General features: G+C 60.6%; 28 protein-coding genes. 16 read left to right on the forward strand and 12 right to left on the reverse strand.

Annotated features, from left to right (window positions below; all coding sequences use genetic code 11):
- Positions 1-8 precede the first annotated feature (8 nt).
- From EJ070_RS24830 to EJ070_RS24840, 3 genes are all read left to right on the forward strand, one after another.
- Positions 9-290 carry a hypothetical protein gene (locus EJ070_RS24830; RefSeq protein ID WP_126093710.1) on the forward strand — a complete coding sequence of 94 codons (282 nt, stop codon included), beginning with the start codon at positions 9-11 and terminating at the stop codon, positions 288-290.
- Entirely contained in the window at positions 287-1,543 is a 1,257-nt protein-coding gene (gene glp / locus EJ070_RS24835; RefSeq protein ID WP_126093711.1) for a gephyrin-like molybdotransferase Glp, read from the forward strand. Before EJ070_RS24830 ends, glp begins: the two co-directional genes overlap by 4 nt.
- Positions 1,544-1,638: 95 nt before the next feature.
- Positions 1,639-2,235, forward strand: a complete 597-nt coding sequence (locus tag EJ070_RS24840; RefSeq protein WP_126093712.1) for a DUF2478 domain-containing protein — start codon at positions 1,639-1,641, stop codon at positions 2,233-2,235.
- Between the two features lie 56 nt (positions 2,236-2,291).
- Here the strand turns inward: EJ070_RS24840 and EJ070_RS36375 are convergent, their stop codons facing one another.
- Positions 2,292-2,732, reverse strand: coding sequence for a hypothetical protein (locus EJ070_RS36375; protein ID WP_189350750.1), 441 nt, complete (start codon positions 2,730-2,732; stop codon positions 2,292-2,294).
- A gap of 363 nt (positions 2,733-3,095) precedes the next feature.
- Here EJ070_RS36375 and EJ070_RS24845 point away from each other — a divergent pair, with 363 nt between their 5' ends.
- Both EJ070_RS24845 and EJ070_RS24850 read left to right on the forward strand, forming a co-directional pair.
- Positions 3,096-4,448, forward strand: a complete 1,353-nt coding sequence (locus EJ070_RS24845) for a hypothetical protein (RefSeq protein WP_189350032.1) — start codon at positions 3,096-3,098, stop codon at positions 4,446-4,448.
- Positions 4,449-4,469: 21 nt separating this feature from the next.
- Positions 4,470-4,991: a DUF2249 domain-containing protein gene (locus tag EJ070_RS24850; protein WP_126093713.1), complete on the forward strand. Its 522-nt coding sequence runs from the start codon at positions 4,470-4,472 to the stop codon at positions 4,989-4,991.
- Positions 4,992-5,148: 157 nt separating this feature from the next.
- Here the strand turns inward: EJ070_RS24850 and EJ070_RS24855 are convergent, their stop codons facing one another.
- The 3 genes from EJ070_RS24855 to EJ070_RS24865 all read right to left on the reverse strand — a co-directional run bounded on the left by EJ070_RS24855 (position 5,149) and on the right by EJ070_RS24865 (position 7,293).
- Complete coding sequence (locus EJ070_RS24855) at positions 5,149-5,859, reverse strand: Crp/Fnr family transcriptional regulator (RefSeq protein WP_126093714.1); 711 nt, start codon at positions 5,857-5,859, stop codon at positions 5,149-5,151.
- Positions 5,860-6,448: 589 nt separating this feature from the next.
- Positions 6,449-6,757 carry a hypothetical protein gene (locus EJ070_RS24860; protein ID WP_126093715.1) on the reverse strand — a complete coding sequence of 103 codons (309 nt, stop codon included), beginning with the start codon at positions 6,755-6,757 and terminating at the stop codon, positions 6,449-6,451.
- A complete protein-coding gene (locus EJ070_RS24865) occupies positions 6,754-7,293 on the reverse strand; it encodes a ferritin family protein (protein ID WP_189350033.1) in 540 nt (179 codons plus the stop codon). The genes EJ070_RS24860 and EJ070_RS24865 overlap by 4 nt, the downstream gene beginning before the upstream one ends.
- A 320-nt stretch (positions 7,294-7,613) precedes the next feature.
- Here EJ070_RS24865 and EJ070_RS24870 point away from each other — a divergent pair, with 320 nt between their 5' ends.
- On the forward strand, positions 7,614-8,777 hold the full coding sequence (locus EJ070_RS24870; RefSeq protein ID WP_126093717.1) for a cytochrome P450: 1,164 nt from the start codon (positions 7,614-7,616) through the stop codon (positions 8,775-8,777).
- 109 nt (positions 8,778-8,886) lie between these two features.
- Entirely contained in the window at positions 8,887-9,996 is a 1,110-nt protein-coding gene (locus EJ070_RS24875; RefSeq protein ID WP_126093718.1) for a tellurite resistance/C4-dicarboxylate transporter family protein, read from the forward strand.
- A gap of 810 nt (positions 9,997-10,806) precedes the next feature.
- Here the strand turns inward: EJ070_RS24875 and fdxA are convergent.
- On the reverse strand, positions 10,807-11,148 hold the full coding sequence (fdxA, locus tag EJ070_RS24880; protein ID WP_126093719.1) for a ferredoxin FdxA: 342 nt from the start codon (positions 11,146-11,148) through the stop codon (positions 10,807-10,809).
- A gap of 161 nt (positions 11,149-11,309) precedes the next feature.
- On the reverse strand, positions 11,310-11,483 hold the full coding sequence (locus EJ070_RS36380; protein ID WP_189350035.1) for a hypothetical protein: 174 nt from the start codon (positions 11,481-11,483) through the stop codon (positions 11,310-11,312).
- A 768-nt stretch (positions 11,484-12,251) separates the two neighbouring features.
- Here EJ070_RS36380 and EJ070_RS24885 point away from each other — a divergent pair.
- Entirely contained in the window at positions 12,252-12,605 is a 354-nt protein-coding gene (locus EJ070_RS24885; RefSeq protein ID WP_126093720.1) for a hypothetical protein, read from the forward strand.
- Here EJ070_RS24885 and EJ070_RS24890 read toward each other — a convergent pair.
- On the reverse strand, positions 12,560-12,922 hold the full coding sequence (locus EJ070_RS24890) for a hypothetical protein (protein ID WP_126093721.1): 363 nt from the start codon (positions 12,920-12,922) through the stop codon (positions 12,560-12,562). The two genes, EJ070_RS24885 and EJ070_RS24890, sit on opposite strands and share 46 nt — an antisense overlap.
- 114 nt (positions 12,923-13,036) lie before the next feature.
- Positions 13,037-13,465: an Rrf2 family transcriptional regulator gene (locus EJ070_RS24895; RefSeq protein ID WP_126093722.1), complete on the reverse strand. Its 429-nt coding sequence runs from the start codon at positions 13,463-13,465 to the stop codon at positions 13,037-13,039.
- Between the two features lie 229 nt (positions 13,466-13,694).
- Between EJ070_RS24895 and EJ070_RS24900 the strand changes: the two genes are divergently transcribed.
- The 7 genes from EJ070_RS24900 to EJ070_RS24925 all read left to right on the forward strand — a co-directional run bounded on the left by EJ070_RS24900 (position 13,695) and on the right by EJ070_RS24925 (position 17,273).
- Positions 13,695-13,946, forward strand: coding sequence for a DUF2249 domain-containing protein (locus tag EJ070_RS24900; RefSeq protein WP_126093723.1), 252 nt, complete (start codon positions 13,695-13,697; stop codon positions 13,944-13,946).
- Between the two features lie 68 nt (positions 13,947-14,014).
- Entirely contained in the window at positions 14,015-14,350 is a 336-nt protein-coding gene (locus EJ070_RS24905) for a metal-sulfur cluster assembly factor (protein WP_126093724.1), read from the forward strand.
- Positions 14,343-14,606: a hypothetical protein gene (locus EJ070_RS24910; protein WP_245464668.1), complete on the forward strand. Its 264-nt coding sequence runs from the start codon at positions 14,343-14,345 to the stop codon at positions 14,604-14,606. The genes EJ070_RS24905 and EJ070_RS24910 overlap by 8 nt, the downstream gene beginning before the upstream one ends.
- A 57-nt stretch (positions 14,607-14,663) precedes the next feature.
- Positions 14,664-14,786 (forward strand): hypothetical protein, encoded by a 123-nt coding sequence (locus EJ070_RS37485; RefSeq protein ID WP_281059627.1) that lies wholly within the window; start codon positions 14,664-14,666, stop codon positions 14,784-14,786.
- Between the two features lie 690 nt (positions 14,787-15,476).
- On the forward strand, positions 15,477-16,190 hold the full coding sequence (locus EJ070_RS24915; RefSeq protein ID WP_245464669.1) for a hypothetical protein: 714 nt from the start codon (positions 15,477-15,479) through the stop codon (positions 16,188-16,190).
- Positions 16,162-16,689 (forward strand): hypothetical protein, encoded by a 528-nt coding sequence (locus EJ070_RS24920; protein ID WP_210211958.1) that lies wholly within the window; start codon positions 16,162-16,164, stop codon positions 16,687-16,689. Before EJ070_RS24915 ends, EJ070_RS24920 begins: the two co-directional genes overlap by 29 nt.
- An 83-nt stretch (positions 16,690-16,772) precedes the next feature.
- Complete coding sequence (locus EJ070_RS24925; protein WP_126093725.1) at positions 16,773-17,273, forward strand: SRPBCC family protein; 501 nt, start codon at positions 16,773-16,775, stop codon at positions 17,271-17,273.
- A gap of 171 nt (positions 17,274-17,444) precedes the next feature.
- Here EJ070_RS24925 and EJ070_RS24930 read toward each other — a convergent pair whose 3' ends face one another.
- The 4 genes from EJ070_RS24930 to ric form a co-directional block, all read right to left on the reverse strand.
- Positions 17,445-17,846, reverse strand: a complete 402-nt coding sequence (locus EJ070_RS24930; RefSeq protein WP_126093726.1) for a response regulator — start codon at positions 17,844-17,846, stop codon at positions 17,445-17,447.
- 127 nt (positions 17,847-17,973) lie between these two features.
- On the reverse strand, positions 17,974-18,585 hold the full coding sequence (fixJ, locus tag EJ070_RS24935) for a response regulator FixJ (RefSeq protein WP_126093727.1): 612 nt from the start codon (positions 18,583-18,585) through the stop codon (positions 17,974-17,976).
- A complete protein-coding gene (locus EJ070_RS24940) occupies positions 18,572-19,999 on the reverse strand; it encodes a PAS domain S-box protein (protein ID WP_348639559.1) in 1,428 nt (475 codons plus the stop codon). Before EJ070_RS24940 ends, fixJ begins: the two co-directional genes overlap by 14 nt.
- Positions 20,000-20,353: 354 nt before the next feature.
- Positions 20,354-21,049 (reverse strand): iron-sulfur cluster repair di-iron protein, encoded by a 696-nt coding sequence (ric, locus tag EJ070_RS24945; protein WP_126093729.1) that lies wholly within the window; start codon positions 21,047-21,049, stop codon positions 20,354-20,356.
- A gap of 581 nt (positions 21,050-21,630) precedes the next feature.
- Between ric and EJ070_RS24950 the strand changes: the two genes are divergently transcribed.
- Positions 21,631-22,227 carry a YitT family protein gene (locus tag EJ070_RS24950; RefSeq protein WP_245464670.1) on the forward strand — a complete coding sequence of 199 codons (597 nt, stop codon included), beginning with the start codon at positions 21,631-21,633 and terminating at the stop codon, positions 22,225-22,227.
- The last annotated feature ends 153 nt before the right edge of the window (positions 22,228-22,380 follow it).

The raw sequence follows: 22,380 nt of genomic DNA on the forward strand, positions 1-22,380 counted from the left end.
CGGACGCGATGCTCGGAGATATCATTGCCTCGCTGGAAGACCCGAAAGCAGCCATGGCAATCGTTGCCGCTTTCAAAGAGCCGGGCTTGGCAGCAAGACTGACCGCCGCCGCCGATGCGTCCGGTCGCTCGCCGGCCGATATCGTCGGCTCGGCCGTTCGCAATTTCGTGGACACCGCATCCGACGATCTTTGGACGCAACTCATCGGTATCATGAACCGCGCGCAGGATCCGGGACTTGCGGCCATGCGCGCAATTCTCGAAAAGACGCTGCCGGACGTCGAGCCATGACCATGCCGGCAATACTGCCCGATAGTTGCTTCTGCCCAGGCGCAGGCGCCGTGCCCTTCGAAACGGCGCGAAGCGCAGGCATCGCATTGGCACGGCCGCTGGACCAGCCGGAAATGGTTGCGTTGGCCGACGCCGTTGGACGTCTTCTGGCCGCGGCCATCGAAGCGCCCCGTGCTATTCCGCCTTTCGATCAGGCGGCAATGGACGGCTATGCGATAAGCCTGACCGGCAGGAGAGGCGTGCCTCTGGTCCTCCCGGTGATAGGTCGCACGATGGCGGGTGATCCGCCAGGTGCGCTGGCTCCGGGCGCTGCGCACCGTATCATGACGGGTGCGGCATTGCCCCAGGGCGCGGACACTGTCGTCATGCAGGAGCAAACGACGCGGCGTGGCGATCTCGTGCAGCTCGCGTTCGACGCGGCGCCAGGCGCGCATATTCGCAGGACCGGCGAGGATGTGAGGCAAGGAGCCTGCGTTCTTCGTCCAGGTCGCATGATCGGCTGGCCGGAAATCGCGCTTCTTGCCGCCATCGGGATTGACCGCGTCCCGGTTGCGCGTCGCGTGCGGATCGCCGTCGTCACGACCGGCTCCGAGCTCCGCAAGACCGGCGGGTCGCTTGCATCCGGCGCGATCTATGACGCCAACGGTCCGCTTCTTGCAGCTCTTCTGAGAGAGCCGAACACCGATGTCACATTGTCGACCGTTCACGACGACATCGCGGCCATCGCGCGAGTGCTCGAAGACAGCGCGAGATCGGCGGATCTGGTCATCACCGCTGCCGGCATGTCGGTTGGCGAGGAGGACCACGTGCGCAACGCCGTAATGCGTTCCGGCGGCCAACTCGAGATCGTCGGTGTCGCGATGAAGCCCGGCAAGCCGCTGGCAATCGGCAAGATAGGGGAGGCGTGCTTCGTCGGATTGCCAGGCAACCCGCAGGCCGCGGCCTTTGGCGCGCTCGCCTTCGCGCGCCCGATCATAGCGACCCTCCTCGGTCTTGTGCCGCCGAGGGGCATCACCGCCGAGTTGGCCTTCACATGTTCCCGCAAGCCGGATCGCACGGAACTGGTGCCGGTCCGCCTTGATATCGAGCAGGGGCGATTGACCGCCAGCCGCAGCGGGCCGGATGGCTCGCACAGAATGATGCCGATGGTGTCGGCCGACGCCGTCGTGATTGTGCCCGGTGCGTCGACGCCGGCCGAGCCTGGCATGTCCGTCGAAGTGCTTCCATTTAGCCTTGGGCGCTTTGGGAGATAGACCGATGGCCCCGGACATCGCCAATCCCGCTGCTCCGGACCGATTCCGCCGCGCCTGCTGCTCGGTCGGCAAATTCAAACTTAAGGAGATTTCCCATGCAGGGTGTTCGTGCTGACTGTCCGATTACCGCTATCGTTTATTCAAACGGCGCGGAGTTCGAAGCATTCCTGCAGGAAATTACTACCATCATGGCCGAGCGGGGCGTGCGATTGGCCGGCCTCGTCCAGCTGAGCGAAAAGAAACCTGATCGGGTGAAATGCGACATGCACCTGCGGGATCTCGCTTCGGGCGAACTCCACAGCATATCCGACGATCGAGGTCCCCACTCCCGAGGCTGTGTTTTGAATACCGATCGGCTGCTCCGCGCCTGCGAAGCCGCCGGAACTGAGTTGTCCGGCAAGACCGATCTTTTGGTTCTTTGCAAATTCGGAAAGACCGAGGTCGAAGGCGGTGGCTTCAGGGCTCTCATCGCAAAGGCGCTGGAACTTTCCGTACCCGTGCTGATCGGCGTTCCCGCCATCAATCTCGCGCCGTTCCGCGAATTTGCGGCCGACCTCGCCCGGCAAATCGAACTGCCTCGTCTGCCGTCCGATCGGTTCGCGGCGTTGGACCGTTTGCTCGACCGCAGCGTGACGGCGCGCGGCCCCTATCAATCCCAGGACGGGAGAATAGCCGGTGCCGAGGTGGCTTAAGACCATCGTGCGTTCCGTCGTTGCCGGCATTGTCGTGGGTGTTTCGGCGGCTGTTGTCAATCTGACGGGGGGGCCATCGGTTTTGATTGTCTTGGTGGCGATCCTGATAGTGTTCGGCGTCTGCGGCGATTTCCGCCAGGGCTAACGCAATTCCAGGAAAACTGTGAGACGGTTTTCCGTCTGGCGGTGGCCGTGAAGGGCGCTGCGAACGCCCAGTGGCCAAGCATGATGCCGATCAGCGTCAGCGGAATAGGGGTCAGGATCCAGTGGCAGCTTGAATGAGCTGAACTGCGCGATGACCAGGAATATTCCAGGCTGTCCTGGTCGATCGAAAGCCGGAGCCGCTCGGGCTGGTTGTGGAAGCTGTCGTCGACGTCGACGATGAAGGGGATGCTGGCGAAGGTCTCGCGAACTTTGGCCGCGACAGCGCGGCGGGAATCCCTTCCAGTGATTGGCAATTGCGAAATGCGTCGGTTCGCAATGATGGCCCGTTTCATGATTCTGATGCCGCGGAGCGGTAGAGACGATGTTGAACGACCGAAAGGTCGAGGTAGGCTCTAGCTTCACAAACATTCAAGCCATCGCGTCTTTGCGATCTTCGCGCGACAAAGCACTCCGTCTGTCACCAGATGTTCTGGTCGCACTCGGTTTGCCGCGCCTTCGCCAACCAGCTTGCGTTTGGACAAAGATCGGAAAACTGCGGCCGTTCAGAATGCTGCGGCATTGTGGCGAACCGGCAGATCGAATGCGCCTGATCGTCGATACCTTGGCAGACGTTCGCTGGAGCGCTCGGCAACGATGATACAACGATGGATTTCAGCACCGATCTTTAGCTTTGGCGATGCCTCACGGAGGGAATCATGATGCACTCCGCGCTGTCGCGCTGGACGATGTCCTACTTTGCCGCGGCGCTGCTCTTTTTTGTTGGCGCGCAAGCGCTGATGGTCGCTGGCTACGGCTTCCCCTCGGTGGTGGCGGAGGCGCCCGAGACGCTGGTCGTCGTTCATATGGTGACGATCGGTTGGCTCAGTCTTCTAATGTGCGGCGCGCTGTTCCAGTTCGTGCCTGTGCTGATCGCCAGCCCATTGCGCAGCGAGCGGCTGGTATTGCCTGCCTTGATCTGTCTTCTGGTAGGCCTTGGATGCCTGCTCGGCGGCTTTCTGGAGCTCGCGGGTACGCTCGAGACGGGAGTTCCGCTGCTTGCTTTCGCGGCCGCGTTGCTGCCAGCCGGCTTTGCTTTGATCGCGAGCGTGCTCTGCCGCACGCTCTGGGGCGCCCGCCTTCCACTGCCGGCGCGTTTCGTTGCGGTAGGCCTGCCGAGCGTGCTCGCCACCGCCGTCCTCGGCGCTCTTTTCGCGCTGCTGCTGTCCGGTTACCTTCCAGCACTGGCCGAGGTCGACTTCCGAACGCATGCGCTTCCGGTCCACATCGCGGTCGGACTCGGCGGATGGCTGAGCTTTACCGCCATCGGCGTCTCCTATCGGCTCCTGCCCATGTTCATGCTGTCGCCGGACAGGGAGCGTCGGAGCAGCCGTGCGGCGTGGTGGACAGGCGCGGTCGCGTTGCTGCTCATGGTCTTGGCGACGCCTTTTGCAAGCCTGCTAGGAACTCCCGACATCACGACATCTGCCCGTACAGTCGCCGTTCTGCTCGGCGGCGTATGCCTCGTCCTTTACGGCGTCGATCTGGTCTTCTTCTACCGCCACCGCAAGCGGCGCGCGGTCGAACTCAACAGTCGGGCAGCGGAGGGAGCCTTTCTGGCGCTCGCCTTGTCGGCTGCACTGCTGCTTGCCTTACTGGCAAGCGGCACGCTGGAGCGGTACGTCGGCGCTCTGCTCTATCTCGTGGCATTCGGCTGGCTTAGCGGGCTCGGTCTTTCGCAACTCTACAAGATTGTGCCGTTCCTGACCTGGTTGGAATGCTATGGTCCCGTGATGGGCAAGAAGCCCACTCCGCGCGTGCAGGACCTCGTCGCAGAGCCGCGTGACCGAATCTGGTTTGTACTCTATTTTCTCAGCGTGACGGCCGGCACAGCCGCCCTGCTTGCCGAGCAGCCCCGCCTGTTTCACATCGCCGCCGGTGGGACGCTGCTCGCCACCCTGGCTATCGTGACCGAACTCGTTCTGGCCCGTCGCCTGAAGAATGTGCCCTACGCCCAGCGATTGCCCGAAGGTGCCTTGCCGCCGCGCCTCTTCCTGCCCAGGCCGAATTGAATCAAACAGATGGAGACCGCGATGACCCAATCCGACTACGAACTCGACGTCCGCCCGATCCTGGCCCAAGGCGGCGAACCCTTCGGCGCTGTCATGGAGGCGGTAGCCACGCTCGCTCCGGGCCAGAACCTGTGCCTGCTTGCGCCCTTCAAGCCGGTTCCGCTATTTCATGTTCTGGGCCAGCGTGGCTTCGAGCCCACTGCGCGGGAGATTGGCAACGGTGACTGGGAAGTGATCTTCAGGCCGATTGCCGGACGGCAGGATTCCGCCGTTGCGGAAAGGGACTCCGCAACCGACCGCACTTCTGACATCGAGACCTGGCCGGAGTCGGTCGTCGAGCTGGACAACCGCGGTCTCGAACCACCTGAGCCGATGGTGCGGACGCTGGAAGGCGTGGAGGCGCTGTCGCCTGGCGAGACATTGGCGGCCCTACTGCCGCGCGAACCGGTGTTCCTCTTCGAAGAGCTGGAGAGGCGTGGCCACCTCTGGCGCGGAGCGTTCGAGCCGGAAGGGCACTATCGCGTCGTGATCCGACGCGGTTGAGCAACTGCAAGTCCACGGACGCGCCCCAAGTTTGCTTAAACGACCGCATTCGCGGTCCGCGACTGACCCGCGATAGGGTTCTTGCTCGACGACACCATGATCGGGGCGGGAGCGGATTGCGCAGCGAGTCGGGGGAGCAGCGCCCAGTTCGAGGTGTTCAGCTCTCTGTCTTCAGCGCCCGGCCTTCGGCAAGCATGAGCAGGCGGTGGGGTTCGACGACAGTCACCTTCTGGCGTCCGCTTTTGATCAATCCCTTTTCTTCCCAGGCGGACAGCAGGCGGCTGACCGTGTGCAACCTCGTTCCCGTCATCTCGGCGATGTCCTGGCGCGAAAGCGGAAAGTCTATCAGGAAACCTGCCTCCGTCTTCCTGCCCGTCTGGTTCACCAGCTTGAGCAGGGCATGAGCCACTCGGCGGTCGACCTGCTCGGTCGACATCTCGATCACGCGCGAATGGGCGTCCTGCAGGCGGCTGCCGATGGTCCTATACGCGTTGGCGCCGAAACTCGGATAGGAGGAGGCGAATTCCGGCCAGAGGCTGCTTGGCCAGGCCAGAACCACGCAGTCGGTGGCGGCAATGGCGCTGGCCGGATAGGCGGTGAGCCCAAGCGCGCTGGCGATGCCCATCAATTCGCCGGGGCTGATATAGCGGACGATGACTTCCTCGCCGTCCGGCGTAGTCTTGACCACGCGGACATGGCCATCCAGCAAGAGGAAAAAGGACTGGGCGTTTAGCTCTTGTTCGAAGACCGGCTGTTTCTTTGCGATGCGCAGCGCCCGCGCCTGGCCGATCATGCGGTCGAGTTCAGAGGCGTTCAGGCCCTGGAACGAAGGCAAATCGGCGATCAGCGAGCGGTCGAGTCTACTCATGTTGTTGCTCCGCTTTACGGCATCTCGCTTTTATGAGCTTTCTCTCCCAGTGCACCATGTCACGCATGCGCCGTTTGCCGCAAGCGCTTCATGCTGCGGCTTTTTCTCTTGCTGGGCGTTTCTGGATTAAGGCTCTCGTCCGGGAACATTTCAGCCAAGTTGAATGTTTCTAACGTGACGAAATTGTCCGATCTCGAGCCAGCGATATCCAGTAATCAACCTGACAAGCCTAGGACGCGCGGCTATGTGACCAGCTACGTGTGCCCGGTCTGCGGTCAGGTAGTTGATACACTGACTCAGATAGCTCGTATGGCCACCGGCGGCCCAAGCATGAGGGGCTGGAAATGAACCAGTAACCGTTCGTTGCGGGATGGCGATTGATTGCTTGGAAGGCGGGAACATTGCCCTAAAGTTGCTGCTGCTGAAGCGATCGACAAGCGATGTTCCAAGGGGATCCTCCCCCTTCCAGCCGCTGTCAGCCCGGCAGGGGCTGGTGGACGAAAGCCCTTTGTCCGTCTGCCAGCCCCTTTTTGCGGCAAAAAGAAAAGGCCGATCAGGGAATGGCGCGTAAGCGGAGCGCGCACTGTCTCTAGCGGCTGGACTGGATTCTACCTATCTCATTACAAAGATCGCGGACGATGGCGAGGCGCTTGACAGCGATGGTGGCGAGCGCCTGCGCCCTGTCCCGGGCGGCCTGCGAAAGCAGGTGTTCACCCGCGTCGATATAGTAGTCGGCCAGCCACTCGCAGAGGGCATCCAAGGACCGCGGCGGCATCGGCCCGACAGGCGCGGGGCCCTGAAGTGGATCCGATGCGAGGTCGAGGGAGACTTTGCGGGCCTCGACAGCTAGATCCCGGTACTCATTCTCGTTCCCTTTGAGACCGGTGTTCACCCTCATGTTGACTCCTCAAGGCGCGTGCAGACCTCCATTTCCAGACTGGACAGATCGTAAGGCTCCTGGATTGCCGACCCCGGATGCCGATCCTTGAGGAAGGCTTTCCGGCGCTCGCGCCGCAGCGTCTTTGCGTGCTCCAGTTCCTCGCGTGCCATCCGTTCGGCGACTTCCCGGATTTCCGGAGACACCCCATGGGCTGCTACATAAGACCAGAATGCGAAGGCGCGCTCCTCGTTGCGGACGGCGATGGCCAGGGAGCGATAAGCGTCCACCAATTCGGGCGAGACGAACCCGATGCCATCCTCGTCGAAAACATCCTGCGGGACGGCTTCGGGCGGCAGGATTTCGGGCGGCTTATGGGTGACCTGTCGCGACCAGATCACGACCATGTCGATATGGCCCGTCTCCTCGCGCACGAGACGGTCGAATACGTCGGCCAGTTCTCGCCGTCCGGCGGCGCGCATGCGCCCGGCCAGATCCGCATATCTGTCGGCGGACTCCTTCTCCATGATCAGCGCGGTGGCGAGAAGCTCGCCCATCGACCGGATCGATGCCGTTGGTTCGGATGTCAGGCGGGACATGGGCCGTCTCCTCTCAATTGGCGGTCGACCATATTGGCTCCGTCAACACGCTTGTTTGCGTTTCATCAAAGAGCGCGCGTTTTGGGCCATGCCCACCGCAAATCCGCGAAGCATCAAAAATGATTTCGCATCCTTTGGTGACCAGCCAAGGAAAAATAGATGCGCCGGGGGCGCAATTGTTTGAGCTTGCACAAAGATCCCGTGCGCGCGCCGGGCTATAGGGCTTGCCGATAATTTCATGGCCGCCGCTGCGGGGTCGCGAATTTCGTTGTCGGAGGATGAGCCAGATGACAGACAAGCCGCGACCCGACTGGGATCCCAGATCCGATACGGTCGTTTCCAACCAGATTAAGGCCTACGACGCGATGCGCCACCGCTGCCAGGTGGCATATAGCGATTACCTGGGTTGGTCGCTGTTTCGGTACGAGGACGTGGCGCGGGCCTTGGACGATCACCAAACGTTCAGCAGCGTGGTCTCCCGCCACCTTTCTGTGCCGAGCGGCATGGATCCACCCCTGCACACGGCATACCGGCGGTTGATCGAACGTCATTTCGAGCCTGAGCGCGTTGAATCCTTCGAGCCACTTTGTCGGACGATTTCGGCCGATCTTGTGTCCGGCCTGGGGAGAGGCGTGGAGATAGACCTCGTCACGCAGCTTGCCCAGCGCTTCGCTGTACGAATTCAGTGTGCCTTTCTCGGCTGGCCGGACAGCCTCCATCAGCCGCTGCTTCAATGGGTTCAAAAGAACCATGAGGCCACATTGGCGAGGGACACTAGCGCGATGGCGGCCATAGCTCTCGAGTTCGACGGCTATATCAGCCAGTTGCTGGAGGCCCGGCGCGAGGCCGGCGCGGCCGTGCCGGGAGACATCACATCGGATCTGTTGCGGGAAAGAGTGGGCGACAGGCCGTTGAACCACGAGGAGATCGTTAGCATCCTGCGCAACTGGACCGTTGGCGAACTGGGCACCATCACTGCCTGCGTCGGTATCCTGGGCTACTATCTTGCGGAGAACCCGCAGGTCCAGCAGCGGCTTCGGGAAGGTCCGCATCTGTTGCCCGCAGCGATCGATGAGATATTGCGGATGCATGCACCGCTCATCGCCAACCGACGGGTGGCGACAAGGCCGGTGGAAATCGGAGGGCGCAAGATCGCCGTCGGCGAGCGGGTCACGCTTATGTGGGCATCGGCGAACCGCGACGAGGCTGTCTTCGGCCACCCGGACGAATTCCGCCTCGATCGCGACCCTGCGCGGAACCTCCTTTATGGCCGCGGCATCCATGTCTGCCCAGGCGCGCAACTGGCGCGGCTGGAGTTGCGCGTCCTCATGGAGGAATTGCTGAAGCGGACCCGCGATGTCGCGCTGGTGCCCGGCCCGCAACCAACAATCGCCATCTATCCGGCAAGCGGGTTTTCCTGTCTGCCGATGCTTATCTTGTAATTTGTGGAGGCATCGCAGCTTGTCCGAACTGGTGCTTGCAACTTAGTTCCGACACGCCCCAGTGGCGAGGGCGATGCCCGCGCGGCGGGCCGCAATAGGTGAGGAAGCCATGACGACCAGCGGCCGAGCCGAGCAGGCGGGAGAAGTGTTTTCAGGCCTTGCCGAGATGTCGCCCGCCTATTTCGGACTGGTCATGGCCACGGGCATCATCTCGCTGGCGGCCTTCATGATGCAGCACGACACGATTGCCCTCGGCCTGTTCTATCTCAATGTCGGGCAATATGCCGTTCTGTGCGTATTGTACGCCATGCGGGCCTGGCGCCATCCGCGCCGTTTCTTCGGCGATATGGTCGCTCACCTGACCGGGCCGGGGTACTTCACCACGGTGGCCGGCACCGGCATCGTTGCCAGCCAGTTCATGGTGCTGCGCGAGAACATCGTCGTCGGCACGGCCCTGTGGATGCTGGCCATACTGCTCTGGGTGTGCCTGACCTATACGATCTTCACCGCCTTCACTGTCAAGCGCGAGAAGCCCACACTCGACAAGGGTATCAACGGCGGCTGGCTGTTGGCGGTGGTGGCGACGCAAGCGCTCTCGGTATCCAGCGCGATGCTGGCGGCACGCATCGACCAACCCTATCGGCTTGAGCTCAACCTAATGGCCCTGTCGATGTGGCTGTGGGGCGGTATGCTCTACATCTGGATGATGTCGCTGATCTTCTACCGCTATGCCTTCTTCAGCTTCTCACCGGGCGACCTGGCGCCGCCTTACTGGATCAACATGGGGGCGATGGCCATCTCGACGTTGGCCGGCTCGCTGCTGATCCTGAACGCCCCGCACGCGCCCTACCTGATGTCGCTGTTGCCATTCCTGAAAGGATTCACCGTCTTCTACTGGGCGACGGGGACCTGGTGGATTCCCATGCTCCTTCTGCTGGCAATCTGGCGCTACGGCTACGAGCGCTTTCCCTTCCGCTACGATCCGCTCTACTGGGGTGCCGTGTTTCCGCTCGGCATGTATGCCGCTTCCACTTGGCAGATGGACCACGCTATGGAATTCGGTTTCCTAACGCCGCTGCCGCGCGCCTTCCTCTACATTGCCCTGTCGGCTTGGATTATCACCTTCGTCGGCATGCTTTGCACGCTAGTCCGCGTCTTGAACGGCAAAAGTGCTTGTTCTCCGAGCTTGCAGGGAAATGGCGGTACGACGAAGAAATGAGCCGCGGCTTCTCGGAAAGCGGTTGTGATTGGACTTGAGCGGCATCCATTTACCTGGCCTATGCCGCGGCTCGTCCGTCCCGACGCATCTTCATGCGGCCGGACGATCAGCATGCTCACCGATGCAAGCCGCCGAGCGAAAAAGACATCGAGCACCGTCGAAGCTGTCTTCTTGTCTTGTCGACAGTCTCCAGAATTGTTTGCTGTCATCAGTTAGGCGGTCGCATGACTGCCGCCGCCGAAATGCACCCTGTCGATCCGACGCGGCTGCCGCACTCGCGTGGCGACCAAGTCGAACCCCGGCGTAGCAGGTGCAGATACTCGACGACAGGCTGATCCTTGGCGGTGACCGTGGTGTGGCACCCGCAATACGAGCACATCGAGAGGCAGAACGCGATGTGTAGATAGAGCGAGGCCGAGTCATCCGGAGGTAGGCGCGATGCCAGTTTTCATAAGTATCGGGGCCGACCGAACGCGAGAACTCCAGCGGCGGCGGGTAGCTGGTGTAGCGTGGCAGGCACGCCCCGTCATGCTTTTGCAGAACGGATGGTTGCATGGCCTTCCTCGCCTCCGATAAAGCGCCGAATGCCAATCGAGTCTCAGCTAGGCTTCTCTGCGGAAAAACACATGCCTTGCGGGGCGGAGGCCATGCCGCGAGACGATTGTGGCTGCTAAGCCGAAAGCAGCGACATCCGTCGCCGTGAGTGTCGAAATCGGCCCGGCGGCCGTTCCAGATGCCGTTACCCGATTGGACGGCGATGTTCCCTTTGTCCCTGTTGCGGCCGGGGCGTGGTAAGGGAATGGAGCCAGATCACTCGCCCTCGCCGGGTTCGCCACTGAAATGGGCATCGAACTTGCCGGGCACCCCGTCCCAGGCTTCCGCGTCGGCGGGCGGTGTCTTCTTGCGCGTTATGTTGGGCCAGGAGGACGCATATTGATGATTGAGCTGGAGCCATGCCTGCGTGGCCGAGGAATCCGTGTCGGGGAAGATCGCTTCCGCCGGACATTCGGGCTCGCAAACGCCGCAATCGATGCACTCGTCGGGATGGATGACGAGCATGTTCTCACCCTCGTAGAAGCAGTCCACGGGACACACTTCGACGCAATCCATGTACTTGCATTTGATACAGTTGTCGGTGACGACGTAGGCCATTTTTCTGCCCTTTGACGGGACGCCGTGCTGGATGACCGCGCTGGAGTCGAGCGCGGTCCACTGGCGGCATCGGCTGACGGGATCGCTTGATTGCGAGTATCTCAGGCGGCAATTGGTCTCGCGCTCGCAGCGGTATCCGCCCGCGCTGCGGCAAGCGCGATTCAGTCGCGATAGAGGCCCTGGTCCTCCCTGGAAAAGGGCATGCGGCGCTTCATGTCGTCGAAGGTGTCGCCGGGGTGGCTCCTGTCGTAATCCGAGCGAACTAAGGATTCGAGGTAAGCACGCTCGGATGCGTCGGCAGGCCGGATGAAAGAATCGTGCGAATTGCTCGGCATGAGCGTTTCCTTTCAGTCAGTTTTTCAATTCGACGCCGCCCGCCATCTGTCCTGTTCCAACGCCCAGATGGCGCAGGCGGGGCAATCGGCGCCCCAGCGGTCGATGGCCGACCAGATCAGGCCGAGCCGCTCCTGGCGCGAGAGGGCGAACGCAGACTCGCATGGCGTGAAGGTCGGGAGCAAACCACGGAAGGTGCGCAATGTGTGAACGAGGAACAGAGGTAGCAAGACAGGCACCATCGATAAAAGGTGTACATTTAATATATCTTTTTCAACCCACCCCGGCAAGGGGGTGGGCGATGCGACCAGGTGAAGCGGTGGCGGCAATAGATCCCGCCTAGGGCGTTGCGTGCCCTATACGACGATCAAAAGCGGCGCCTATTCATCCCGCAAGACCACGACCCAGGTCACAGTCGCTTGTCCCAGTTCGGCAGTTCGAAATGCCAGTCAGAAAAGAGGATCACACAAAGCCGCAATCACAACCAATGGCGCGATCATCAAAGTCCTTGTTCATGACCCTAACAGTGCAGTCATCTAGGGTGTCCCATGCCCATAAGCTGACTCCAGCCAGCAATGACTGGCATCCCGATTTCAGAATAACCCCACAAGCCGCGGCCCTTTTTGATCCCTTCGACGAAGCGTGAGATTTGACCCCTTTTGCGTAGTCGGATTTCTAAGAGGACATGCCCGGCGCAGGAATGGGAGCCAGCATTAAGGGTCGATCAACTTCAGTTGTCCTAGATCCTTCGGAAACGGAGACCGGGAATAATGACATCCAAGCAAGGTGGCGGACCGAGAACCTATTCAGCAGTCATCTCAGGACTCGAAGTATGGTGCTCGCGTGATTGCCTCGGGCGGGTTGCAGGTTACTTCCTGAGCGAATCCGACGCGGTTGCCGCTGCCGAATTCTACAACGCCCAGATCACGATCACCCAAGTCGATGAACCGACGACAGGGGTTTGGGTATTCGATGCCGTCTATGTCGTGGTTTATTCAAACGGCAGGGCAGTTACGAAGAAGCGCTATATAGCTGTTGATCCGCAGACGGAGGAGATTATAGGGCAGATCTATGAAACCTATGACGCGCTAGCAGTTGCGCTGACCGATCGTCCGGCGCCGTGAGGTCTGATCGGATATCTGAACTGTTCCGGAACTGGACGCCCCGCTTCTTTCGTAACGACGACTTTCACGTATGTTGGATGCTCCTTGTTGAGCAGGCTGCCCTTCCCATGAACCCCTTCATGCAACCTGGCCGAAATCAACCATGACTGCGCCTCGTCTAGGGCGCGGCTCGCTTCAGCGACCCCGGACGACCGCATCCTTTCGCCGTGGAACTTGATCATCCTTTCCACGGGATCAGGCATGCCAATCTCCATGAGAAGCCTGATCGTCGGCAAGAGATGCTCTTCCACATCCGGAAGGCGATGATTGTCGGTCATCTGGTTTGCTCCTCAATGTACCCCGATGAAGGAAGCATGAGCCGCAAGCCTTGCCGGCGCAAGACGCGGAACCGCCGTGAGATGGGCCTTCTTGGAAAGCCCGGATATTGCCGCTTATGCCGCTGGCTGGATGCCGAAATCTTCCGGTGAGAGCAGAAGGTCGGCCAAGGTGTAGCGGTCAAGCGTCCCCGCGAAGGCTGCAAGCGCCTCCTTCAGCACTCCGCGGAGGCGGCAGCGGGGGGTGATCAGGCAGCTATTGCCGCTCCTGAAGCACTCGACCAGCGCAAAGTCGGGCTCCGTCGCCCGCAGCACTTCGCCCAGCAGAATCTGTCCCGGCGCCTTGGCAAGCGTCAAGCCGCCGGAGCGGCCACGCACCGCCCTCAAAAACCCGGCGCGGGTCAGTTGGTTGGCCACCTTCATCAGGTGAGCGCGCGAAATCCCGTAGACCTGAGCGGTTTCCTCGATGGTGATCAACTGCCCGTCCCTGGCCGCCGCATACATGAGCACGCGAAGTGAGTAGTCTGAGAAATCCGTCAGTCTCATCCGAAATCCCTTTGCCCGGCCACAATCGCAATGTCGCCCATCCAATGGAAAGATGCGCGGAGGATGTATGTTTTGCAAGGCCACGCAGCCGATCGACAAAACATATATTGACAATGTATGTTTTGTCGCCGACTATCGCGAACCGGAGCGAAACGCGTTGTACGCATCGCCGCCGCTGGCGGCGGGCGACAGGATTGCCCGCTCGTCAATGCAATCGAAGGATGACCCGATGACAAATACGACCGTCCAAAACGAGACAGACGTCCGCAGCCTGGTGCCGATGCAGAGGCACCAGAAGATCTTCCAGCTCGTCGACGAGCTTGCCCCTGGCGGGAAGTTCGTTCTCGTCAACGACCACGATCCCAAGCCTCTCTACTACCAGCTCGAGGCGGAACATCCCCAGCAGTTCTCCTGGACCTACCTCGAAAGGGGACCGGAGGTCTGGCGCGTCGAGATCGGCCGTCTCTTGAAGGCCGCTTGAGTCGAGCGTCGCGGGGCAAAGAGCCGCCCGCTAGCTTGCGCGGACGGCGATGGCGCAAAGGGAGTGACATGAGCGTTGGAGCGGAAACGCAGCTGGATGACGAGACGGTCAAGGAGGCGCTTCGTCTCGTGATCGACCCGGAGCTTGGCCACAACATCGTCGACCTGGGGCTCGTCTATGCCGTCCTGGTCAACGACGGCGGTGTCGTCAACATCGTGATGACAACGACGACGCGGGGCTGTCCCGCCACCGATTACCTGAAGGAGGGCGCCCGCGATGCGGCTTGGGGCGTTCCGGGTGTCGAGTTCGTCGATGTCACGGTGACCTACGAACCCCCTTGGTCGCCACAGAAGATGAGCGCGGCCGCCAAATTGCACCTTGGCATCGCAGACAGCGATGAGTGATGACATGGGCGCAGACCGGACCGAGGCACCGGACTCCAGTGTCGCATATTCCAGCGGGGACCATCTGGTGTCCGCCTTGGCGGATATTCTGGTCGCCAGTCTCGAGACGCTGGCGAAGGCAGGGCAAGCCGATGCCGCCTGCCGCCAAGCTGGCAAGGCCTGTGCCGCGCTCCGCGTCTCCAACCCCGCCCAATGGCGGAAATTCAATGCCTTGCTGCATCGGCTGAGCAGCCAAGCGCCGTGGGGCGATTCTTGAAGTTTAGTCGCGTTCTCTGAAAGCCTGCATCGAGAACCAACACGGGAGAGTTTTGACATGAGCGGCTTCGATCAGGACAGCAAGCTGAATGCCCAGCACGAAAGCTCCTTGCTGCCCATGCTTATCGGCGGCCTTGTGCTCATCGTGGTCGGGATGCTCCTGGTTGCCTGGCTGGCCTGAACAGATAGTCGGTTCGTCTCGACGTTGGACATCGAGCCAGACCATGCGGCGACGGCAAGATATCTGCCTTGGAACTTGGGTTAGCCAGCGCTGACATCAGGGAAGACGGCTCAGCCTACGATCGCAGCTTGACGAGCGTCGGCCTGGTGCCGACGGATGGCTGCCTGCCATGCATGTGAATCGGCGTGCACAATCGTTTCTTCTCGGCCAACGACGGCCGGGAAGGAGAAACACAACGAGATAGTTCACGGCATGACCCTTCTGGGCAGAACGACGTGCTTGGGTTGTGGACACGAAAGTCGGCGCGAAACGGAACTCACGCGATCCTTCTTGCATCAGTCGATGGGTCTGAACGCAACCTTTCGTTCCGGCTCGGTGAGTAGCCGCTCGCACCTGAGGCTCTTATCGGAAATAACCGGAATTCCGGTTAGGCTTTCGACATGATTTCGCTTGCGGTGACAGGCAGGGAGGCTGGTCAGGTCGCGGATCACGCTCAACATCGCAGGACAGGAAGATGCCATGACCATCCTTGATTGCGAGTGCTCTGGCCACCGTCTGCGGCATCGACGCGACATCGTGCCTCGATTGTCATCCGAATAAACATGAATTAGAAATGCATGTTTATTCTACAGTGACATGGCCCCGCCATCGCCGATGGAGGCGCTACGCGATCATGTATCGGAGGATGCGATGGAGTTCCCTGGCTTCTTTTCTAAAGTGCCCACGATCACGCTGCGCGATCCTTTAGCTGCATTCCTTGGCCTCTCGAAAAGCGGAGTGATGTCCTATGCCTACGCAGATGCCGTGAAGCTCGCTGGTCATTCCTGTCCCATCGTCGCCGGCGCCTATCTGATGGTACGACGGGGGCTCAGCCAACTCTACTACGGCGACGAGTTGCCCGAGCGAGGCAATGTGAAAGTCTATCTGCGTGCACCGCGCGACGAGGGCACGACGGGCGTGATCGCCGCAGTGGCAACGCTGCTCACGGGGGCAGCGCCCGAGACCGGCTTCAATGGCATCGGCACGCGCCATAGGTTCGCGCGCCGCGATCTGCTGCGTTTCGACACAACGTTCGACGGCATCATGGCGCTTCGGCGGAGCGACAATGGGCGGGGTGTGATCCTTGACCTCGATATGACCATCGTCCCATTCGCGCGCGAGATGCAGGCATTGCTTCCCAGGGTCATGACGGAGCAGGCCGATGAGGATGAACGGGAACGCTTTGCGACACTCTGGCAAGCTCGTGTCGAGCAAATGCTGATCCGTGACGCAGATGACCCTGCACTCATCCGAGTTTGCGAATGGAAGGCCGCGCCTGAGCAGAGATCCGGCCCCATCCGGCGCGGCCACGTGCAGTCAGAAAAGGACAGAAACGATGCTGTCGAGGCTCGTGTATTTCCCTAAGGCGCCGGAACTCATGCAGGTGGTTCTGGATCTGAATAAGGCGATCGAGGGAAGCGGGCTGGGGCTGACGCAATCCGGGTGCTCGCGGTCGATGGCCTGGCCCGAGGATGAGGGTTCCGCGCCATTGTCAGGGAATGACGAGGCCCGGGTGTTGAAAGACCGGTTGCGCCAGATCTTGATCGAGCTGGCGCAAACTGAGACCGTTGTAACCTACAAGAACCTCGCCGAGCGGCTCTGCCTCATGCCGCCGCAGACGATCCATCGAGCCACCGACTTACTGGAAAAGCTGATGGCGGAAGATGCCGAAGCAGGCCGGCCGCTTCTGGCCGCGCTTTGCGTGGGCCGCCTGCGCAACGACTTGCCCGCGCCCGGTTTCTTCATGACCGCTCAGGTGCTGGGGCTTTTTTCGGGTGCCCCGGAAGGCCCCGTGGCGCGGGATTTCTATATGCGCGAGTTGGCCCGGGTCTTCGATTTCTATCGGCAATTCCGCAGTGGCTGACATTTATTCGCTGACGGCATCATATGGCCGGACCGGGTGCCGTTAGCCTCCCCGGAATGGCGACAGCGATATGGAGAAGTTCGATGAACGACGACGCTATTCAGCCAGGCCAGATTCGGCGTCTCGCGGAAGGTTTCGAAGGATGCCTCGAGCGCTGGATGGGGCACGAACAGGAAATGGTCTGGCGTATGTTGACCGAGCCGCCACAATTCGTGCAGTGGCTTGCTCCAGGTTCAATCGAGTTGCGTAAAGGCGGTCGAGTTCGTATCGATTTCGGCGACAGCGGAGTGGTGATCGACAGCACCGTGCTTGCGTTCGATCCGCCGCGACTGCTCGCCTATTCGTGGAGCAGCGGCGATGGTGCGAATCGGCCGTTGCGCTGGGAACTGGATCCCGTAGACAGGGGCACCGCACTGACACTAACCGTACAACTGTCGGCAGGGGAAGACATTGCCAAGGCATGCGCTGGATTCGAGGCGCATCTCGATATGCTTACCGCGGCGCTAGAGGGGGTCCCGATCCGATTTCCCTTTGATCGCTACGTCGCGGCGCGGCGCGCCTATCAGGAACTTTTGGCGGAATGAGCGGATGGTGATGTCGAGATAGGCTGGAAGTTCGGCATGTCACCTTCGTTCGGTGCCAGATGCTACGTCGTGCACCAAGGCGTTTCGCAGCAGATCAGTCCGCTTGGAGACGGAGTGGCTGCTTCCGCGCAACAGCAACGTCTCCAAACGGGAAGGCGATTTCGGTTTTGCTCAATGCCCGCCACACTGCTCCAGTGCGACATGAATGCTATCGCTCAAGGCGTGATTGAAGAACGGCTTCTCGACGATCGGAATCCCAAGAGCGGCCGCGCCCTCCCGTAGCATCTTACTCGGATACGAGGTGATTATGATCGCCGGCAACCGAGTTTGTCCGTTCCGGAGACGCTGCAGCACTTCGAGCCCGTTCAGTTGCGGCAAGTTGTAGTCGATGACCAGGCAGCCAAAAGTAGGCAGCGCCGCTTCGTTCAACAGGTCCGCCGCATCGGCATATGTGCGGACGGAAAACCCCTCGAGTTCGAGCGAGAATTTGAGTGATCTCCGTACCGCCGGGTCGTCGTCAACCACGATCACCGTCGGTCTTTCGAGCGATGCAGAATCCGCAGCGCTTTCCATCGCATTGATCTCCAAGCATCCGTTCACAGCCTAGCAGGCCGCTACTCAGAGACACTTCGCCTTGACCTGAGACAAAAACCATCAGAGGTCCGCAGATACCGCCGATCTTGGGAAGGCGGTGCCGCCATCAGCTCCGATTCGAAATAAATGCCAAGCGCACGAGTTCGGACAGGTTTGAGGCCTGCGTCTTGGCCATCACATTTGCTCGGTAAATCTCAAAGGTTCGCGGGCTGATCTTTAGATCGTCCGCGATTGTCTTGTTCGAATATCCGGCTATGAGACCTTCCAGCACCTGCCGCTCTGTATTGGAAAGCCGGGCAAACCGACCCTGAACTTCCACCCCCTTGGTTTCTCGCGTGGTGTCCCGCTCTTGCTGACGGAACGCAGACCGAACGGCGGCCAATACCGCCTCATCGTCGAAAGGCTTTTCCAGAAAATCGACCGCTCCTGCCTCCAATGCTTTCGCTGCGAGCGCGATGTCGCCATGGCCTGTAATGATGATGACCGGCAAGTCTACGCCAAGGCTTTTTAGTCGCCGCATCAGCTCAAGCCCGTCGATTCCCGGCATCCGCAGGTCGGAGATAATGCATCCACGTTCGGCGCTGTCGATGTTCGCCAAAAAAGTAACCGCCGTTTCATAGCTGCGCGCCGAGACTTGCGCAGTGCCAAGCAGAAAGGCGAGCGACTTGCGCACCGCTTCGTCGTCGTCGACGATGTGGACGACATTATCGGCGGGCATCTGTGGACTCCTCCTCGGTTACCGCAGGCAGTGTAAAGCGAAACGTCGTTCCCCCGCCTGGACGCGGCTCGGCCTTGATCTGCCCGCCATGCGCCTCGACAATCGTCCGGGAGATCGAAAGGCCTACGCCCATCCCGTGTGGCTTGGTGGTTGCAAATGGTTGAAAGAGTTTCGCCGCCATTTCCTCCGATATGCCAGAACCGCTATCATCGACCTGCACGACAATCATGTTGTCTGCTGGTGTCGTGCGAACGGTCAAATTCCGCTCACACGATTCTTCCATGGCCTCGACGGCGTTGCGGATCAGGTTGACCAGAACCTGTTGAATTTGGACCCTGTCGGCCAGGATCAGATTGACACGTGGGTCAAAGTCGAACGCCACGTGAACGCCTCTATCCTTGGCGCCGACAAGCGCGAGGGCGGATGCTTCCTCGACAAGCTTGGCAATGTTTTCGACCTGTCTTTCGCTCTCCCCTCGACTGACGAAATCGCGCATTCGTCGAATGATCTGGCCGGCTCGCAATGCCTGGTCGGCCGCGCTGTCCATTGCATCTCGAAGAATCGCTAGCCGCTCGTCGGTGCTGCCGTCGAGCAGGCGCCGTGAGCCTTTCAGATAGTTGGCTATGGCCGCCAGCGGCTGGTTGAGCTCATGAGCGATCGCCGATGCCATCCCGCCCATCTCAGTTAGGCGCGACACGTGGGCGAGTTCGGATTGCAGCTCCTGAAACCTCGCTTCGGTTTCCTGCCGCTCCGTCAGGTCACGGATGAACCCCGTGAAGAACCGCTGGCTCGCTGACCATATCTCTCCGACGGCCAGTTCCATTGGAAACGTCGAGCCGTCTTTGCGTTGCGCTGCAACCACACGGCCAGTTCCAATAACGTGCGGCTCCCCGGTGTCGTGGTAGCGCTTGATGTAGCCATCATGTTCCTCGCGATAGGGTGAGGGCATCAGCAGCGTTACATTGTTCCCGATTGCCTCAGCCGCGGTGTAGCCGAACATCCGCTCGGCGGTCGCGCTAAATGACTGGATGATGCCGCGCCCGTCGATCACGATCGTGGCTTCGGGAACTATGTCAATGATCGATTGGAGATGAGCCTCGCGCGTCAAGGCAAGAATGCGCGCCTTTCGCAGGCGTTCCCCGATCCAGGCAATCCCTACCCCGATCAGTACGAAAACGGCGCCATTGGCGATCTCCGTCCAACCGACTGCCCCGTAATTGGCGATGAAGAAGAAGACGAGGGGAACGCTCAAGCCGGTGGCCAGAATGCCCGGACCGAAGCCGCCGACACCCGCCGCGAGCAGCGCGGCGGGCAGGAAGAAGAGGTAAGGAGCTTGATCTTTGAGAATCGATGCCAGGACGAACCTTGCGATGAACGCGACCGCGACCGCCGCCACGGCAATGGCGTAGCGCAAGGCTGCTTCCCGTCCTGAGTGCGCCGTCTCCACTGACCGATCCCGAACCGGCACGTCATTCGATCCCATGGATAAGTTGACCAGAAAGCCTTCTTACCCATGCAGTCGGGACCGATTGTTGATCTGAAGCAAACTTCTCACGAGAAGCCGACTGGTACGACAATCCGCCAGCCCGTCGTTCTTCGTCGAAGGAGACGCGAAAATCGGCTACGCGCAAGACTGACAACAGAGCGTGCGCACCAAGCTAGGGCTGCCGCAGGCAAACGCCTACGTGACCCCGCGAACGCGGACGATCTTGTGTCGCCGAGCCGAGATCGGCCCGGCGATCCGAATTCGCCGTCGTCAACGTTGGCGCTAGGCCCGGTTTTCCGCCACGACGAAGCGCGGGAAAAGGACATTGTTCTCCAAGTGGATGTGCTCGATCAGATCCTCAGCGAGCTGGGAAACCCCCACGTAGAGCGCTTGCCATGAGCGGCAAGCCCCTTCGGGCGTGGTGAAGTTTTCCGTGAGGCTTTCAAGCAGCCGAAGCGAAATGCCCTGGTCGTCGTGCTCGTGTCGCAGTTCCGAAATAGGCATGTCGTACTTGCCCTCGGTCCACTGCAGCATTGCCGGAAACAGGATGGCCTCTTCCTTGGCCATGTGCGGCTCCAGCTCGCGTTGTATTTGCCACAACGCCTCGGAGAGCCCGGCCGGAACCTTCGGATGCTCGCGATGCACGGCCTCAACCTTTCGCGACAGCACTATAAGCTCCGGCAAGGTACGTCGGTGAGCCTCGTGGTAGCAGGCCTGAATATGGTCGATGAGAACCTCGTTGCTCATTGCGGTGGGTGCCGTGCCAGCGCCATCGGCGGTGCGCAGCGCCGCCAGCGCCTGCTCAAGCTCCTTGGGCTCGACCCCTCGCCGTTGGGCGGCGCTGTCGAGGGTGAGATCGCCGCCGCAGCAGAAATCGATCTTGAACTTCCGGAAAACTCCCGTTGCGCCCGGCAGCGTGGCAGCTATGTCGCCGACGGTGCGCTCCCAAAGTTCTGGACCTGGGAATTGAGTGTTCATGAGGATGCTCCTTACATAGTCGGCGTAGGGCCGAGAAACTCAGGTGGGTTAAAGTGCGGCCGCGCAGGCTGGGCCCATCGTTGTAGGCCGCTGGGTCACGGATCGCCGATATTCAAGTCTGGGTCTTTGCGCTGGAGCAATAAGATCCGGCCGCAGCCGAGCGTGAGGGGCGACTGGTTTGCGCGGGAGATGGACTCCGACCGAAATTTTCATTCGAATCGGAGCCTGAGGTCGGTCTATAGGGTTGGGTTCTCGGAAATCTCGGTGTGACGCACGTCGGGGCCGAGACAGGGTCATTGGCATCGGCAGTCTTGCCTGGATCGAAATTCCAGACATCTTGAGAGCCAGGGCGAATGCGAGAAAAGTTGTCGGTGGCCCCCCTTGTTTCCGCAATGCAACCCATGCACGCGATGCTTGATCCGCATCAACGCCAACGCGTTTTTGCTCTCAGTGGCAAAGATCATGCGAGAGTTTTGACGCGGCGTTTGCGCCCGGACAAAGACAACTCATCGGGGAGCAGGCAGGATTCCGCCAGAGAGAGAACTGGCACAGTCTCGATGCGCGAAGGCGGAGGTACGAGGATGGAGAAGCATGGGCTGCACGAAGACGCTCTTGCTCTGGTTCTCGGCAGCCTCATGGTGGCGCTGGGCACGACCATCTATGCCAACGCAGTGCTGGCGGTCGGCGGTATGGCCGGAATGGCGCTCTTGCTCCAGTACACGACCGGCATCCAATTCTGGCTAGGATTCTCACTGATCAATCTGCCCTTTTATCTGCTCGGCTGGAAACGGTTGGGAGGCGCGTTCGTCTTGCGGACGTTCGTCGCGGTCAGCCTCGTTTCGCTTTTTTCACGTTTTACGGCCGAATGGGTGGCATTTGCCCAGTTGAACGCGACCTATGCTGCAATCATGGCGGGAACGTTGTGTGGCACCGGCATGCTAATGCTGTTTCGTCACCGAACTGGCCTGGGCGGCATCAACATTCTCGCCATCTTCCTTCAGGAGAATTTTGGGCTGCGCGCCGGCTATTTTCAACTCGGCGTCGATCTCGCAATCCTGTCCGTCGCATTCCTGGTCCTTGCGCCCGACCGGCTAGTACTGTCGGTTCTCAGTGCGACTGTCCTCAATCTCATTCTGGCCATCAACCATCGGCCCGGCCGCTATCTTGGCGTGACTTGATCATGTAGATGCGGCACATGCCGCGTCGCAGAGGAACATAGTTGGGTATCCCGCTGACGGTTATGTGTGAAGGCAGCTTGTTGCGATCCACTCCAATCAGTTGCTGATCACCCCCGGCACCGAAGCTCTTGGGTTCGCCGAACACGGCGTATC

The sequence above is a fragment of the Mesorhizobium sp. M1E.F.Ca.ET.045.02.1.1 genome (assembly GCF_003952485.1).
Lineage (GTDB): Bacteria > Pseudomonadota > Alphaproteobacteria > Rhizobiales > Rhizobiaceae > Mesorhizobium.

Excerpts from the sequence above, each read along its gene's own strand:
- EJ070_RS24830 (WP_126093710.1), top strand. The coding sequence starts at position 9 with ATGCTCGGAGATATCATTGCCTCGCTGGAAGACCCGAAAGCAGCCATG.
- glp (WP_126093711.1), top strand. The coding sequence starts at position 287 with ATGACCATGCCGGCAATACTGCCCGATAGTTGCTTCTGCCCAGGCGCA.
- EJ070_RS24840 (WP_126093712.1), top strand. The coding sequence starts at position 1,639 with ATGCAGGGTGTTCGTGCTGACTGTCCGATTACCGCTATCGTTTATTCA.
- EJ070_RS36375 (WP_189350750.1), bottom strand. The coding sequence starts at position 2,732 with ATGAAACGGGCCATCATTGCGAACCGACGCATTTCGCAATTGCCAATC.
- EJ070_RS24845 (WP_189350032.1), top strand. The coding sequence starts at position 3,096 with ATGATGCACTCCGCGCTGTCGCGCTGGACGATGTCCTACTTTGCCGCG.
- EJ070_RS24850 (WP_126093713.1), top strand. The coding sequence starts at position 4,470 with ATGACCCAATCCGACTACGAACTCGACGTCCGCCCGATCCTGGCCCAA.
- EJ070_RS24855 (WP_126093714.1), bottom strand. The coding sequence starts at position 5,859 with ATGAGTAGACTCGACCGCTCGCTGATCGCCGATTTGCCTTCGTTCCAG.
- EJ070_RS24860 (WP_126093715.1), bottom strand. The coding sequence starts at position 6,757 with ATGAGGGTGAACACCGGTCTCAAAGGGAACGAGAATGAGTACCGGGAT.
- EJ070_RS24865 (WP_189350033.1), bottom strand. The coding sequence starts at position 7,293 with ATGGGCGAGCTTCTCGCCACCGCGCTGATCATGGAGAAGGAGTCCGCC.
- EJ070_RS24870 (WP_126093717.1), top strand. The coding sequence starts at position 7,614 with ATGAGCCAGATGACAGACAAGCCGCGACCCGACTGGGATCCCAGATCC.
- EJ070_RS24875 (WP_126093718.1), top strand. The coding sequence starts at position 8,887 with ATGACGACCAGCGGCCGAGCCGAGCAGGCGGGAGAAGTGTTTTCAGGC.
- fdxA (WP_126093719.1), bottom strand. The coding sequence starts at position 11,148 with ATGGCCTACGTCGTCACCGACAACTGTATCAAATGCAAGTACATGGAT.
- EJ070_RS36380 (WP_189350035.1), bottom strand. The coding sequence starts at position 11,483 with ATGCCGAGCAATTCGCACGATTCTTTCATCCGGCCTGCCGACGCATCC.
- EJ070_RS24885 (WP_126093720.1), top strand. The coding sequence starts at position 12,252 with ATGACATCCAAGCAAGGTGGCGGACCGAGAACCTATTCAGCAGTCATC.
- EJ070_RS24890 (WP_126093721.1), bottom strand. The coding sequence starts at position 12,922 with ATGACCGACAATCATCGCCTTCCGGATGTGGAAGAGCATCTCTTGCCG.
- EJ070_RS24895 (WP_126093722.1), bottom strand. The coding sequence starts at position 13,465 with ATGAGACTGACGGATTTCTCAGACTACTCACTTCGCGTGCTCATGTAT.
- EJ070_RS24900 (WP_126093723.1), top strand. The coding sequence starts at position 13,695 with ATGACAAATACGACCGTCCAAAACGAGACAGACGTCCGCAGCCTGGTG.
- EJ070_RS24905 (WP_126093724.1), top strand. The coding sequence starts at position 14,015 with ATGAGCGTTGGAGCGGAAACGCAGCTGGATGACGAGACGGTCAAGGAG.
- EJ070_RS24910 (WP_245464668.1), top strand. The coding sequence starts at position 14,343 with ATGAGTGATGACATGGGCGCAGACCGGACCGAGGCACCGGACTCCAGT.
- EJ070_RS37485 (WP_281059627.1), top strand. The coding sequence starts at position 14,664 with ATGAGCGGCTTCGATCAGGACAGCAAGCTGAATGCCCAGCACGAAAGC.
- EJ070_RS24915 (WP_245464669.1), top strand. The coding sequence starts at position 15,477 with ATGGAGTTCCCTGGCTTCTTTTCTAAAGTGCCCACGATCACGCTGCGC.
- EJ070_RS24920 (WP_210211958.1), top strand. The coding sequence starts at position 16,162 with ATGCTGTCGAGGCTCGTGTATTTCCCTAAGGCGCCGGAACTCATGCAG.
- EJ070_RS24925 (WP_126093725.1), top strand. The coding sequence starts at position 16,773 with ATGAACGACGACGCTATTCAGCCAGGCCAGATTCGGCGTCTCGCGGAA.
- EJ070_RS24930 (WP_126093726.1), bottom strand. The coding sequence starts at position 17,846 with ATGGAAAGCGCTGCGGATTCTGCATCGCTCGAAAGACCGACGGTGATC.
- fixJ (WP_126093727.1), bottom strand. The coding sequence starts at position 18,585 with ATGCCCGCCGATAATGTCGTCCACATCGTCGACGACGACGAAGCGGTG.
- ric (WP_126093729.1), bottom strand. The coding sequence starts at position 21,049 with ATGAACACTCAATTCCCAGGTCCAGAACTTTGGGAGCGCACCGTCGGC.
- EJ070_RS24950 (WP_245464670.1), top strand. The coding sequence starts at position 21,631 with ATGGAGAAGCATGGGCTGCACGAAGACGCTCTTGCTCTGGTTCTCGGC.